This is a genomic window from Bradyrhizobium sp. SZCCHNR1053 (genome assembly GCF_032381235.1).
GTDB lineage: Bacteria > Pseudomonadota > Alphaproteobacteria > Rhizobiales > Xanthobacteraceae > Bradyrhizobium.
In genome coordinates this window covers 378641-392390 of record NZ_JAUHJM010000001.1, presented here as the reverse complement: position 1 = coordinate 392390, position 13750 = coordinate 378641, and the positions used below count along the sequence as shown (strand labels likewise).

Sequence of the window (13750 nt, the reverse complement as noted above, 5' to 3'; positions counted from 1 at the left end):
TGAGGAAATCCGCCGTGATGAGCGCTGTTCCGCGCTGCCCATATCTGCCATGCCCTGGTATCGTCGGCCAGCCGGTTGCGGCGCGCCGCGGCACGGAATAGCTAGGGCGCAACAGAGGTTTGTGCGAATCCCATGGTCACCATCGTCGACACGCTCTCGAACACGCCGCTGCGCCCGCGCCACCCCGAAAAAGCGAACCGGCCGGACTCGATCTCGCCGGCCAAGCCTGCCTGGATCCGGGTCAAGGCGCCGACCACCCGCGGCTATGCCGACACCCGCAACATCGTGCGCGAGAACGGCCTCGTCACTGTCTGCGAGGAGGCCGGCTGCCCCAACATCGGCGAGTGCTGGGACAAGAAGCACGCCACCTTCATGATCATGGGCGACACCTGCACGCGGGCCTGCGCCTTCTGCAACGTCAAGACCGGCCTGCCTCAGGCGCTCGACGCCGGCGAGCCCGAGCATGTGGCGGAGGCCACCTTCAAGCTCGGCCTGGCCCATGTCGTTGTCACCTCCGTCGACCGCGACGATCTCGCCGACGGCGGTGCCGCGCATATCGCCGCGACCATCCGCGCCATCCGCGCCAAGTGCCCGACCACGACGATCGAGGTGCTGACCCCGGACTTCCTGCGCAAGGACGGCGCGCTGGAGCAGGTCGTCGCGGCCAAGCCCGACGTCTTCAACCACAATCTCGAGACCGTGCCGTCGCGCTACCTCTCGGTCCGTCCCGGCGCGCGCTACTTTCACTCGATCCGGCTGCTGCAGCGGGTCAAGGAGATCGATCCGACCATCTTCACCAAGTCCGGCATCATGGTCGGCCTGGGCGAGGAGCGCCACGAGGTGCTGCAGGTGATGGACGACCTGCGCTCGGCGGAGGTCGATTTCCTCACCATCGGCCAGTATCTGCAGCCGACCAGGAAGCACCACGCCGTGATGCGCTTCGTCACGCCGGAGGAATTCTCCGGCTACGAGACCGTCGCCTACACCAAGGGCTTCTTGATGGTGTCGGCGAGCCCGCTCACGCGCTCCTCGCACCATGCCGGCGAGGACTTCGCCAAGCTGAAGGCCGCGCGCGCCGCTATCGCGCGCTGATCGAGACCAGATGCCGAGATTCTCTAACAAGCGCCGCGTCGCGCATACGGCTGACCAGATGTTCGACCTCGTCGCCGATGTCGAGCGCTATCCCGAATTCGTGCCGCTGTGCGAGAAGCTGGTGGTGCGCCAGCGCAGCCAGAAGCCCGATGGCACCGAGGTCGTCGTCGCCGACATGACGGTGTCGTTCAAGCTGGTGAAGGAGACCTTCACCAGCCGCGTCACGCTCGACCGCGCCGGGCGCAAGATCCTGGTCGAATATGTCAGCGGGCCGTTCTCCAGCCTGGAGAACCGCTGGAGCTTTGAGCCGCGCGAGCAGGGCGCCTGCGAGGTGACGTTCTTCATCGCCTACGAGTTCAAGAGCCGCATGCTGGCGATGCTGATGGGCTCGATGTTCGACACGATCTTCGCGCGCATGTCGGCGGCGTTCGAAAAGCGCGCCGATGCGATTTACGGCCGCAAGCCGGCGGTGTCGTCGACGTAAGTCCTTGCCAATCCCTGCCGATGGTAGACCACGGCCGGCGTCCCAACCTCAGCTGTCGTCCCCGCGAACGCGGGGATCCATAGCCACAGGATGCGGTGTGGCGGCACCCGCGTAGTTCCGATCTCGTCTCACCATAGCCGCCGCGGAGTATGGGTCCCGGGTCGGCGCCTCCGCGACGCTCTGGCTTGCCCGGGACGACAGCGAAGGGTGAGGACGCTCCTCGTCATCTCACCCCGCGCGTTCCGAGTGCGAAGCCCGAGCGCTTTCCTTCCTATCCACGTCTTCAAACAGCCGCTCCGCGACATCGTCGCGGAGTCGTTCTGATCGCGGACACGTCGAGCCGCGATCGAAACTACGCCGCCTGCACGGCGCTCAAAAAGTCCTTCACCTTGCCGCGCAGTTCGTCCGCGTGCTTGGCGAGTTGGCCGGCCGCGCCCAGCATCTGCCGCGCGGCGCCGCCAGCTGATTCCACGGTCTGGCTGACCGAGCCGATGTTGGTGGCGACCTCGCGGGTGCCGCTGGCGGCCTGGCTGACCGAGCGGGCGATCTCCTGCGTCGCGTGGCCCTGCTGGTCGACCGCGGTCGCAATGGTCTTGGCGATCTCGCTGATCTGGCCGATGGTGCCGCCGATGCCCTGGATCGCAGCCACCGTGTCGCTGGTGGCGCGCTGCATCGCGCTGATGTGCGCGCTGATCTCGTCGGTCGCCTTGGCGGTCTGGCTCGACAGGCTCTTCACCTCCGAGGCCACGACGGCGAAGCCGCGGCCGGCATCGCCGGCGCGCGCCGCCTCGATGGTCGCGTTCAGCGCCAGCAGGTTGGTCTGGCTCGCGATCGCGTTGATCATGTCGGTGACCGCGCCGATCTTGGCGGCCGCGTCCGCCAGGCTGTTGACGAGATCGTTGGTGCGCGAGGACGCCTCGACCGCCTCGGCTGCGATGGTTGAGGAGGTCGCGACCTGGCGGTTGATCTCGCTGACCGAGGTCGAGAGCTCCTCGGTGGCGCCGGCCACCGACTGCACGTTGGACGATGCGGAGTTGGACGCCGACGCGACCAGCGCCACGCGCTGCGCGGCCTGGTCCGCCGTGGTCGTCAGCGACGCGGCCGTCGTCTCGACTTCGCGCGAGGCGCCAGAGATCGCATTGGCGATGGCGCCGACGCTGGTCTCGAAATCCTTGGCGATCTGGTCCAGCGCGCGCTTCTTCTCCTCGCGTGCGGCGACGAGGTCGGAAAGATCGCGGCGGAAGCTCATGACGTAGGTCTGGCCCTCGACCTGGGTCGGCACCAGCGTGATCTGCACCAGGGCCGGGCTGCCGTCGGCGCGCTTGGTGGTCCACTCGAACGTCGCGTGGCCCTCGCGCCTGGCCTTGGCATCCATCTCCTTCACCACGTCGGCGGAGCGCTTGCCACTGGGCTGAAACTCCGGCGCCATGGTCGCCGGCGAACGCGACAGCAAGTCCTGCTTGCTGCGGAAGCCGCCGAAGCGAACCGCGGTCTCGTTGCAGGCGATGATCTTGCCGTCGGACATCACCAGGATGGCGTCGCGATGGCGTTCGAACAGCTCCGTCATCAGGAGGTTATGCGTGCGATCAGCCGACTTGCCGGAGAAGAAAGCCATGGGGTCCCGAATCCACTGTCAGAGAAGAATGCGCGAGACGTAGCAGGACAAAATTAACCAAAACCTTTAGGCCGTGGAGGGGCGAGCGATAATCGTCGGCGATCGCGGTCCGGACGGTGAGGGACGGCATCCAGCGGGCACGCAGCCGCATCCTCCGCGGCGCAATCACGCCCGGGCTGTGCATCTCGATCGACCCTCTGAAATCACGAGGGCGCAGGGAATGCCGGGTGCTGGCCGCAACCCATGGCCCGCCTGCAACAAAAAAAGCAGGCGGCAGTCACCACAGGTCCAGCCGACATCCGGCATTCCCTGCGCGATGGTCTTCACGCTTATACGCAGTCTCCCCGGGGACCGGGCTGTCTTGCCCCCGTGACCGGCGGATCATCATCTCCACCGGCGTGACACCAGCATCGGGGTGCCAGGACGCTGCGACTTCACGTCCGCCAAGAGCCGTTCGTCCGCACGTCATCAGACGTGCTGCGGCCCATCGGCGGCCATCGCCTCCCCACCTCGCGTGTCGTGACGATCGCGATACGCCCCTCGTGTCGAGGCGGGATGACGGGAGGGAAGCATGAATTCTGGAAAATAGAAACGAGAATATTTTCGTCGGCAGGACTGGACAGTGAGTCGGACATTGAACGGATTGAGGAAATCAGTGTCTCGGCGCACGCCCTCGCGATGCGCTTCGATCGCAGCAAGGCACCGGAGGCGGGCTCTCCGCTATTCCGCACGCCAGCTGATTCGCCCGACGGGTCGGCTAGGATGATGCTCGACGTGGTGCCCAATGATTGGAACAATGCCGATAATCCCCAATGACGAACCATCGGCCTGACCCTGCGTCAGCCAGAGAAGAAAGCAAGCAATGTCACTCTCCCATCTCTACGACGAAGCGCTCGTCTATGCGACAAGGCTGCACCGGACCCAATTGAGAAAGGGCAGCAACGTGCCCTACATCGCGCATCTGCTGAGCGTCTCCAGCCGCGTGCTGTCGGCGGGCGGCAGCGAGGTGCAGGCTATCGCGGGACTGTTGCATGACGCCGCCGAGGACCAGGGCGGGCAGGCCACGCTGGATGAGATCCGCCGGCGTTTTGGCGATAGCGTCGCCGTGATCGTTGCCGACTGCACGGATTCCTGGGTCGATCCGAGGCCGGCCTGGCGCCCGCGGAAGGAAGCCTATCTCGCCCGGCTGCCGCTCAAGCCGGCGTCATCGCTGCTGGTCTCGCTCGCTGACAAGGTTGACAACGCGGAAGCGATCGCGAGCGACCTTGATGAGGTGGGCGACGTCGTGTGGCAACGCTTCACCGGTGGAAGGGATGGGACGATCTGGTACTACCGCACGCTGAGCCGGATTTTCGATGAGGCTCTGCCTGGACCGTTGACGCGGCAACTTGCGCGGACCGTCGGTGCTTTTCCGTCCTGACCAGATCGGGCAAGGCGCTTGCCCGCCTCGCACCGGATTCGATGATGACAACCTCAGGGCGATCCGCTATAGAGCCGGCCATGATCACCGTCGCTTCCCATCGTTTTGGTCGCATCACGCACCGTAGCTCGCTGGCGGCGGGAGGATCGCGCTCAATCTGACGAATTGCAGCATTTGATCCGAACAGCCGCCAGAACCTGGCGGTTTTTTTGTTGCCGGCAGGTTCTTCATTTGAAGGGGGAGCCCGCCATGCCGAGCACGACCGACGATCCGAGGGGCAGCGCCATCGAGGAGCGAACTCCGCTCCATCATGTGCTGCGTTTCCAGGAACTCGACGAGCGGCGCCGTGGTCCCTCGGCGAGCCATCCCATCTCGCCCAAGCCCGGCGCCGAGATCTACTACTTGGCGCGACCGGCGCCTGATCAAAGCTGCGCCGAGCTGCAGCCAGTGTCATTGCTGCGGCTCTGGTGGAAGCGCTGGCGCGAGCGCGGTCGCTTCGCCCGGGAGTTGCCGTGGATCGCCGACGAGGTGCTGCAGGACTACGGCCTGACACGCGACGAGGCGCGGCGGCTGTGCCGGCGCCCGTTCTGGCGCGCATGAGAGCGACGCGGCGGAACGCAGGTTCTGCCACGGATCCTACTTGCCCAGCTTCTCGGAGAAGAACCTGACGACCTGGGCGTCAAACTCTCGGTGAAACGCCGCGCGGTCGAAATCCGCAGGCGTATCAGCACAGATGCGCGGAACGGCGGCCGCGAGCTCCGCGGAGCACGGCGCGAGGAAAGCAAAATGCGCGGCGGGCACGGTGTGGACCTCGGGCGTGCCGGGAAGGCTCGCGGTTACGCGGGCGGTCCCTTCCGGATCGACCCCGTTGCCGCCGAGCTCCGAGCGCCAGACCTGGAGGGGAATCTTGATGCTCGCGAGATTTGCTCGCGTGAATCCGACCGTGTGGGCGGCGTCGGCCAGCACGGCCGCCTTGATCCTCTCGTCGTGCGGCCAGCTTCTGGGAAACTCGCCATTGCGGACCTGCTCGCAGAACGGGTTCTGTTGCGTGCAGTAGTGCGCCACCCTTTGAAAGTCCGGGTCGACGCCGGCGAGAACGGTTCCGGTGTAGCCACCGCGCGAAAAGCCGAAGAAGCCGATCCGGTCCGGATCAATCGCGGCTCTGCTTGTCCAATCGTTCAACATGAAATCGATCAGATGCATGATGTCCTGCGGCCGTGAGAGCCAGACCGACAGGCTGTCGCGCTGCGCCAGGTCACCGACACTGTCGCCGGGATGGTTGATCGCCGCGACGATGAATCCCGCGTCCGCCAGCGCTTCCGCAACATCGTGGTTTCCACCGATCCAGCCGCCGCGCCCGTGGGACATCACGACCAATGGCAGCTTCGTGCCCTTGATTGGACAATTCTTTACCCCGGGCAGTGTCTCCAGCCCTGGGATCGCGAGGCTTCCAACCGGCACGCTACCGGCGTCTGCGGCGCAGGGCGTCCAGATGATGCCGTGAAATCCATGATCGACCTCTAAGAGCTGCAAGCCAGCGGCGTGGGCGGAGGAGGTCAGGAGGAGGAGCGGCAGCGCGAGAGTGGCGAAGGTCCGATGAAGCAAGACGGTCTCCTCACGTTGAACTACGAAATAGCGTGTACCCGCGAAAGTTGTGCCAACTGGACCGCCCGTTCCGCCCAATGACCGGCCGTCGAACCGGAGTGGACAATCCATCGGCAGATCACCTCGGGTGCCATAGGGTCTGTCGTGCCGACCATCTTTGCGTTCACCACCAGCTCGTGCCTCCGATGACAAGATGATTTGATCAAGCCGTCGAGGTTCTGCGGTAACTCCCAAACGTTAGCCTCAGTCCCGGCCAGTGCGGGCGCGCCGTGCCCACCATTCCGAATGCGCGGCTGACATGGCGGCAGTCCGGGCGCCTTACGGGCGGCTCTTTGCCTAGGTGTCCGCAGCCTATTGCGTGAACACTTCCCGGCGGAGGCTCGTCAGTATATATTGCCTGCATGACAACATTGCTTGACAGGGCTTTTGACGTCGCACGCCAGCTTCCGGCCGAAGAGCAGGATGAGCTGGCGCGGGTACTGTTACGGTTGACCGGATACGACGAAGCTTGCGTTGAGCTGACTCCTGCCGACCTTGCTTCGCTGGAAGAATCGCTGCGCCAAGCAGATCAAGGGCGGTTCGCGACCGAAGACGAAATCAAGGCCATATGGGCTAAGCACGGTCTCTGAAGCTTCGCTTCACGACTCGCGCAGCGAACGAGCTTGAGAGCGTACTCGATTATGTCGCGTCGCATTCGCCAGGCGGCGCAAGGCGCGTTCACATGCGGATCAAGTCCGTCTTTGACATGTTGGTTTATTATCCTAAGGCAGGTGCTCAATCGACCCATCCGCGCCTGCGCAGATTGATTATCAATCCTTATCCTTACCTCATCTACTACGAAGTTACTGCCGACGAGGTGGTCATTCACAGTGTGCGTCACACGGCGCGCAATCCGGATGAGATCGGTCAGGGGCGGAATGAAGATTGAACATCTGGTCATTGCGAGGCGCTATCGCGCCGAAGCAATCCAGTGTCTTGAAGCGCGAAAGTCTTGGATCGTGTCCCGGCGCTCGTACAGACATCGTCTGTCGATCGATTTGATTTGCCGCGTAGAATTGTCGGGCGTCGAGCAGGGCCCGCCGCTCGTCCACCGTCGATCGACCCGCGTCGGGGTCTTTGGACGTGCGGCAGCGTCGATCGTAGCCGAGCAAAGTATCGCCGATGCTGTCTGAAAGCGGTGCGACCGAGTCGATCGTGCAGACGGCGCCGTCGGCTTCCAAAGGGATGCTCGTGCCGCTCCTTCGGTCGAAGCGGAATATTTCCTGGGTCGTCAGCGCCCGTGCCGTTAGGGTGCCGTCATCCAGCGCCGTCACGATGCAAATGCGGACGGCGTCGTTCGAAAACGCTGCATGGAAGAGATCGTTGACCGCCAGGTTGGAGACGGATGTCTGGCGCTGTTTCATTGCTGATATGCCGGTACGTTCATCTGATTGAAATTCACGACTCCATCCACGTCATTGCGAGGCGCCCTTGCGCCGAAGCAATCCAGAGTCTTGAAGCGAGAAAAGTCCTGGATCGCGTCGCTGCGCTCGCGATGACGATGGGGCGAGAGCTGCGCGCGTCACGAGCGACTACGTCCGCGGCCGCCTCGGCCGCTTGACCGGATGCAGCCGCGGCGCGCGGGCGACGCGCGGACGGAGGCGGGTGGCGGCGGCGCGCTTGGGCTTGGCAGCGACCTGTGGCCGGGCCAGCTCCATCAGCAGGCGCAGGGCTTCCAGCACCGAGCGCGTGCGCACAGTGCTGCGGCCGATGGCGCCGAAGCGGTGCTCGCGGTGGGTGATGCGGCCGTCGCGGGCGGCGACGGCGAAATGGACCAGGCCGACCGGCTTGCCGGGCGTGGCGCCGCCGGGGCCGGCAATGCCGGTGATGGCCACCGCGAGATCGACATCGGCGCGTTCCAACGCGCCGACCGCCATCTGAATCGCGGTCTCCTTGGAGACGGCGCCGAAGGTCTGCAAGGTGGAGGCCTCGACGCCGAGCATCGCGCGCTTGGCCTCGTTGGAGTAAGTGACGAAGCCGCGGTCGATGACGTCGGACGAGCCGGGGATGTCGGTCAGCGCTGCGGCGACCAGGCCGCCGGTGCAGGACTCGGCGGTCGCGATCATCAGCTTGCGCGACCGGCAGAGGTCGAGCAGCGAGCGGGCCAGCGCGCTGGTAGAGCCGATTTGACGTTCGCTGGCCATGGCTGCGTTGTCCTCATCCGACCGTCAGATCGAAAGCTCCACGAGCGGTGACAGGGTGGTGGTGCGCCTCTAGGCGCTCCACGGCAGACGAATCGTCGCGCTCGCGGTCGCTGCGATGCCTTCCTCGCGGCCGGTGAAGCCGAGCCGCTCGCTGGTGGTGGCCTTCACCGCGATGCGCGAGATGTCGACGCCGGTGATCTCGGCGATGCGGGCGCGCATCTGGTCGCGCAGGGGGCCGATCTTCGGGCGCTCGCAGATCATCGTGACCTCGAGATTGGCGACCCGGCCGCCGCGCGCGGTCACGCGCTCGATGGCGTATTTCAAGAACTGGTCGGAGGCGGCGCCTTTCCACTTCATGTCGGAGGGCGGGAAGTGCGAGCCGATGTCGCCATCGGCCAGGGCGCCCAAAATTGCATCAACCAGAGCGTGCAGACCGACGTCACCGTCGGAGTGGGCAAGGAACCCCTTGCTATGCGGCACACGCAGGCCGCACAGCCAGACATGGTCGCCTTCGCCGAAGGCGTGGACGTCGTAGCCGGTGCCGGTCCGGATGTCGCCGAGCTGCGCGGCAAGGCGCGCTTCCTCGCGCACGAAATCTTCCGGTGTGGTGAGCTTCATGTTGGCAACATCGCCCTCAAAGGTCGCGACGGTCAATCCCGCCCATTCGGCGATCGCCGCATCATCTGTGAACTCGGTGAGGCCGTCGCGCGCGGCGCGGCGGTGTGCCTCCAGGATCGTGTCGAACTTGAAGGTCTGCGGCGTCTGGGCGATGCGCAGCTTCGCGCGCTCCGGTGTCGCGGTGATGTCGCCGCCCGTGCCGACTTCCTTGATGGTGTCGGTGACCGGCACCACGGGAATCGCCGCACCAGTCTTGCCGGCCGCTCGAATCGCGCGCGAGATCACGGCGGGCGTGACGAACGGACGCGCGGCATCGTGGATCAGCACGATGTCGGGCTTGTGCGGCGCCAGCGCTTCCAGGCCTGCGAGCACCGAGGCCTGGCGCGTCGCACCGCCATGCGCCGGGACCTCGTGGCGCAGGCCGAAGACGGCTGCGTTGAAGATGTCGATGTCGTCGGGGTTCACCACCGGCTGGACCACCGCCACCTCGGGATGATCGGCGAAGGCGGCGAGCGCGCGATGGATGACCGTGCGGCCGCCGATCATGCGGTATTGCTTCGGACCGCCGGCGCCGGCGCGCAGGCCACGTCCGGCCGCGACGAGAATGGCTGCAGTCCGCTGAGAAGTCGTCATGGGAACAGGGTATCGATGCAAAGGGAGATGATGGGTTCGCGGCTTCTTACATCTGCAGAACATGTTAAGCGAGCAGGATCACACGTTGCCTGAGCGGCAACTGCGATCGCGCTGCACGTGCCGGGAGGCGCCGTGGCCTCGAGCGGGCCGATCGCCCTGCCGCCTGTGGGCATCCTCGCTGAGCCATGCAAAAATCCGGCGGCTCACGGGTTTACCATGACTGCCGAACAAGCATATTTTGCTGCACTGCACTTGAAATGCTGATTGTCTTGGCTAAAGTGTAGGCATGACGCTTGACTGCCCAAGATTTGTGCTTGAGAGTACAGCGCAGACGCGATGATGCGTCCGAAGAGCTTTAAGAGTCGTTCGTGACCGGTCCGGCCAATACACACGCCAAAGCCTTGAAGATAGGCGACGTTTCACTCGCCAACCGGGCCATTCTCGCGCCGATGTCGGGCATCACCGACGCGCCGTTCCGCCGACTCGCGGCCGAGCTCGGCGCCGGGCTGGTGGTGTCCGAGATGACCGCGAGCGACGATCTCGTGCGCGGGCGGTGGATATCCCGGTTGCGCTGCGAGGCGAGCGGCGTCGGGCCGCATGTGGTGCAGCTCGCCGGCTGCGAGGCGCATTGGATGGCCGAGGGCGCGAGGGTCGCCGAGGAGGGCGGCGCTGATATCATCGACATCAACATGGGCTGCCCGGCGCGCCACGTGACCGGCGGCCAGTCCGGCTCGGCCCTGATGCGTGATCTCGATCATGCGCTGACCCTGATCGAGGCGACGGTCGAGGCGGTCGATGTGCCCGTGACGCTGAAGATGCGGCTCGGCTGGGACGAGGGCAGCCTCAATGCACCGGAGCTGGCGCGCCGCGCCGAAGCCGCGGGCGTGCAGCTGATCACCGTGCACGGCCGCACGCGGCAGCAGTTTTACAAGGGCGAGGCCGACTGGAGCGCGGTGCGCGCGGTGAAGGACGCCGTCGATCTGCCGGTCGTCGTCAACGGCGACATCACCACCTACGAAGCCGCGCGCGAGGCGCTCGATACGTCCGGCGCCGATGCCGTGATGATCGGGCGCGGCGCGCAAGGCCAGCCCTGGCTGCCCGGCCAGATCGGCCGCCGACTCGACGGCGGTGCGGAAGAGGGCGCGCCGGAGCTGGCGCAGCAGCTCAGTCTTCTCACAGCGCTCTATGACGAGATCTGCCGTCACTATGGCGCGCGTGTCGGCCTGCGCCACGCCCGCAAGCATCTCAGCTGGGGGCTCGACGTCGCCGCCCAGCACGCCCAGGCGCCGGCCGAAAAACGGAAGGCATGGCGCGAAAAGATCCTGACGTCCGAGCAGCCATCCCAGGTGCATCGGGCGCTGCGTGAGGCTTTCGACGATTTTGCCTGGAGTGCAGCCGCATGAGCTCAGCCGCAGAACAGCGCAAGCGACTTCCGTCGGATGGCGACGCCATCCTCAACGCTTTGCCGAATCCGGTCCTCGTCATCGGCCCGGATGGCATGATCGTGGACGCCAACATGGCGGCGGAATCCTTCTTCGATTCCTCGACGCAGTTTTTGCAGCGGCAGTCGCTGAAGAAGCTGGTGCCGTTCGGCAGCCCCTTGCTGGCGCTGATCGACCAGGTCCGCACCACCAGCGCGCCGGTCAATGAATACAAGGTCGATCTGGGCACGCCGCGCACCGGCGCCGATCGGCTCGTCGACCTGCACGTCGCGCCGCTGCCGGAGCGCCCCGGCCATATCGTGGTGATGCTGCAGGAGCGCACCATCGCCGACAAGATGGACCGCCAGCTCACGCATCGCAGCGCTGCGCGCTCGGTGATCGCGCTGGCCGCGATGCTGGCGCACGAGATCAAGAACCCGCTGTCGGGCATCCGTGGCGCCGCGCAGCTTTTGGAGCAGCAGGCCTCCTCCGAGGACCGCATGCTGACCCGGCTGATCTGCGACGAGGCCGACCGCATCGTCACTTTGGTCGACCGCATGGAGGTGTTCGGCGACGACCGCCCGGTGGCGCGCGGGCCCGTGAACATCCATTCCGTGCTCGATCACGTGAAGCGGCTGGCGCAGTCGGGCTTTGCCCGCAACATCCGCTTCGTCGAGGATTACGATCCGTCGCTGCCGCCGGTGCTCGCCAACCAGGATCAACTGATCCAGGTGTTCCTGAACCTGGTCAAGAATGCCGCGGAAGCGGTCGTCGATCTCGGCTCGGATGCCGAGATCCAGCTCACCACGGCCTTCCGCCCGGGCGTGCGCCTGTCGGTGCCCGGCAAGAAATCGCGGGTGTCGCTGCCGCTGGAGTTCTGCGTCAGGGACAACGGCCCGGGCGTGCCGGAAGACCTGATGCCCAACCTGTTCGATCCGTTCGTGACCACCAAGCCGACCGGAAGCGGCCTCGGACTTGCATTGGTCGCGAAGATCGTCGGCGACCATGGCGGGATCATCGAGTGCGAGTCGCAGCCGCGCAAGACGACCTTCCGGGTGCTGATGCCGATGTACAGCGCAACCAGACAACCAGACCACGGCCATCGCGATGACGTTTCGGGGACGCCGTTGCATGCCTCACAGGGATCAAATTGAGGACCACCTATGCCTGCAGGTAGCATTCTCGTTGCCGACGACGATACGGCCATCCGCACGGTCCTGAACCAGGCGCTGTCACGCGCCGGCTATGAGGTGCGGCTGACCGGCAATGCCGCGACGCTGTGGCGCTGGGTGAGCCAGGGCGAGGGCGATCTCGTCATCACCGACGTGGTGATGCCGGACGAGAACGCGTTCGACCTGCTGCCGCGGATCAAGAAGATGCGGCCCAACCTGCCGGTCATCGTGATGAGCGCGCAGAACACCTTCATGACCGCCATCAAGGCGTCGGAGCGCGGCGCCTATGAGTATCTGCCGAAGCCGTTCGACCTGAAGGAGCTGATCGCGATCGTCGGCCGTGCCTTGGCCGAGCCGAAGGAGCGTGCGGCGAGCCAGCCCGACGACGGCGAATTCGAATCGATCCCTCTGGTCGGCCGCTCGCCGGCGATGCAGGACATCTACCGCGTGCTGGCGCGACTGATGCAGACCGACCTCACGGTGATGATCTCCGGCGAGAGCGGCACCGGCAAGGAGCTGGTGGCGCGCGCGCTGCACGATTACGGCAAACGGCGGAACGGCCCGTTCGTCGCGGTCAACATGGCGGCGATCCCGCGCGACCTGATCGAGTCGGAACTGTTCGGGCACGAGCGCGGCGCCTTCACTGGCGCCAACACCCGCGCCTCCGGCCGTTTCGAGCAGGCCGAGGGCGGCACGCTGTTCCTGGACGAGATCGGCGACATGCCGATGGAGGCGCAGACGCGGCTCTTACGCGTGCTGCAGCAGGGCGAGTACACCACCGTCGGCGGCCGCACCCCGATCAAGACCGACGTGCGCATCGTCGCCGCCTCCAACAAGGACCTGCGCATCCTGATCCAGCAGGGGCTGTTCCGCGAGGATCTGTTCTTCCGCCTCAACGTCGTGCCGCTGCGGCTGCCGCCGCTGCGCGAGCGCATCGAGGACCTGCCGGACCTCGTCCGCCACTTCTTCGCGCTGGCCGAGAAGGACGGGCTGCCGCCGAAGAAGCTCGATGCTGCGGCGCTGGAGCGGCTCAAGCAGCACCGCTGGCCGGGCAACGTCCGCGAGCTGGAGAATCTCGCCCGGCGTTTGGCCGCGCTGTATCCGCAGGACGTGATCACTGCCTCGGTGATCGATGGCGAGCTGGCGCCGCCGGCGGTGACCACCGGCTCGAACACGCCGACCTCGATCGACAATCTCGGTGGCGCCGTGGAGGCCTATCTGTCGTCGCACTTCCAGGGGTTTCCCAACGGCGTGCCGCCGCCGGGGCTGTACCACCGCATTCTCAAGGAGATCGAGATTCCGCTGCTGACGGCAGCGCTGGCGGCGACCCGCGGCAACCAGATCCGCGCGGCCGATCTGCTCGGCCTCAACCGCAACACGCTGCGGAAGAAGATTCGCGACCTCGACATTCAGGTGTACCGCAGCGGCGCTTGATGGTGATTTGATACCTTTCCGGCGGGCTCAGGCCCGCCTCAGGTGAGAATTAATGTAGACAAATCCGCGACGC

15 protein-coding genes are annotated in these 13750 nt (G+C 65.6%); 10 read left to right on the top strand and 5 right to left on the bottom strand.

What is annotated here, in order from left to right:
- Positions 1 to 132 precede the first annotated feature (132 nt).
- Complete coding sequence (lipA, locus tag QX051_RS01860) at positions 133 to 1092, top strand: lipoyl synthase (protein ID WP_315757515.1); 960 nt, start codon at positions 133 to 135, stop codon at positions 1090 to 1092.
- Between the two features lie 10 nt (positions 1093 to 1102).
- A complete protein-coding gene (locus QX051_RS01855) occupies positions 1103 to 1576 on the top strand; it encodes a type II toxin-antitoxin system RatA family toxin (protein WP_315770753.1) in 474 nt (157 codons plus the stop codon).
- A 352-nt stretch (positions 1577 to 1928) separates the two neighbouring features.
- On the opposite strand, the gene QX051_RS01850 is transcribed toward QX051_RS01855, so the two are convergent.
- Positions 1929 to 3191, bottom strand: coding sequence for a methyl-accepting chemotaxis protein (locus QX051_RS01850; protein ID WP_315738023.1), 1263 nt, complete (start codon positions 3189 to 3191; stop codon positions 1929 to 1931).
- Between the two features lie 555 nt (positions 3192 to 3746).
- Here QX051_RS01850 and QX051_RS01845 point away from each other — a divergent pair.
- The 3 genes from QX051_RS01845 to QX051_RS01835 all read left to right on the top strand — a co-directional run bounded on the left by QX051_RS01845 (position 3747) and on the right by QX051_RS01835 (position 5211).
- Positions 3747 to 4007: a hypothetical protein gene (locus QX051_RS01845; protein WP_315774800.1), complete on the top strand. Its 261-nt coding sequence runs from the start codon at positions 3747 to 3749 to the stop codon at positions 4005 to 4007.
- 46 nt (positions 4008 to 4053) lie between these two features.
- On the top strand, positions 4054 to 4611 hold the full coding sequence (locus tag QX051_RS01840; protein ID WP_315774799.1) for an HD domain-containing protein: 558 nt from the start codon (positions 4054 to 4056) through the stop codon (positions 4609 to 4611).
- Between the two features lie 249 nt (positions 4612 to 4860).
- Entirely contained in the window at positions 4861 to 5211 is a 351-nt protein-coding gene (locus QX051_RS01835) for a DUF1127 domain-containing protein (RefSeq protein WP_315738019.1), read from the top strand.
- Between the two features lie 36 nt (positions 5212 to 5247).
- Here QX051_RS01835 and QX051_RS01830 read toward each other — a convergent pair whose 3' ends face one another.
- The gene (locus QX051_RS01830; protein ID WP_315774798.1) at positions 5248 to 6216 is read right to left on the bottom strand and encodes an alpha/beta hydrolase family protein; all 969 of its coding nucleotides are present in this window, start codon (positions 6214 to 6216) and stop codon (positions 5248 to 5250) included.
- 401 nt (positions 6217 to 6617) lie between these two features.
- Here QX051_RS01830 and QX051_RS01825 point away from each other — a divergent pair, with 401 nt between their 5' ends.
- A complete protein-coding gene (locus QX051_RS01825; RefSeq protein WP_315770741.1) occupies positions 6618 to 6845 on the top strand; it encodes a hypothetical protein in 228 nt (75 codons plus the stop codon).
- The gene (locus tag QX051_RS01820; protein WP_315775300.1) at positions 6842 to 7144 is read left to right on the top strand and encodes a type II toxin-antitoxin system RelE/ParE family toxin; all 303 of its coding nucleotides are present in this window, start codon (positions 6842 to 6844) and stop codon (positions 7142 to 7144) included. The genes QX051_RS01825 and QX051_RS01820 overlap by 4 nt, the downstream gene beginning before the upstream one ends.
- Here QX051_RS01820 and QX051_RS01815 read toward each other — a convergent pair.
- From QX051_RS01815 to QX051_RS01805, 3 genes are all read right to left on the bottom strand, one after another.
- Positions 7077 to 7619: a hypothetical protein gene (locus QX051_RS01815; RefSeq protein ID WP_315774797.1), complete on the bottom strand. Its 543-nt coding sequence runs from the start codon at positions 7617 to 7619 to the stop codon at positions 7077 to 7079. The two genes, QX051_RS01820 and QX051_RS01815, sit on opposite strands and share 68 nt — an antisense overlap.
- 168 nt (positions 7620 to 7787) lie before the next feature.
- Entirely contained in the window at positions 7788 to 8399 is a 612-nt protein-coding gene (locus QX051_RS01810; RefSeq protein ID WP_315774796.1) for a CinA family protein, read from the bottom strand.
- A gap of 69 nt (positions 8400 to 8468) precedes the next feature.
- Positions 8469 to 9650, bottom strand: coding sequence for a bifunctional 2-C-methyl-D-erythritol 4-phosphate cytidylyltransferase/2-C-methyl-D-erythritol 2,4-cyclodiphosphate synthase (locus QX051_RS01805; RefSeq protein ID WP_315738014.1), 1182 nt, complete (start codon positions 9648 to 9650; stop codon positions 8469 to 8471).
- A gap of 449 nt (positions 9651 to 10099) precedes the next feature.
- Between QX051_RS01805 and dusB the strand changes: the two genes are divergently transcribed.
- The 3 genes from dusB to ntrC are packed head-to-tail and all read left to right on the top strand — an operon-like array spanning position 10100 to position 13677.
- Complete coding sequence (gene dusB / locus QX051_RS01800) at positions 10100 to 11053, top strand: tRNA dihydrouridine synthase DusB (RefSeq protein WP_315775299.1); 954 nt, start codon at positions 10100 to 10102, stop codon at positions 11051 to 11053.
- Positions 11050 to 12225 carry a nitrogen regulation protein NR(II) gene (locus QX051_RS01795; RefSeq protein WP_315774795.1) on the top strand — a complete coding sequence of 392 codons (1176 nt, stop codon included), beginning with the start codon at positions 11050 to 11052 and terminating at the stop codon, positions 12223 to 12225. Before dusB ends, QX051_RS01795 begins: the two co-directional genes overlap by 4 nt.
- A gap of 9 nt (positions 12226 to 12234) precedes the next feature.
- On the top strand, positions 12235 to 13677 hold the full coding sequence (gene ntrC / locus QX051_RS01790; RefSeq protein ID WP_315711890.1) for a nitrogen regulation protein NR(I): 1443 nt from the start codon (positions 12235 to 12237) through the stop codon (positions 13675 to 13677).
- Positions 13678 to 13750: the final 73 nt, after the last annotated feature.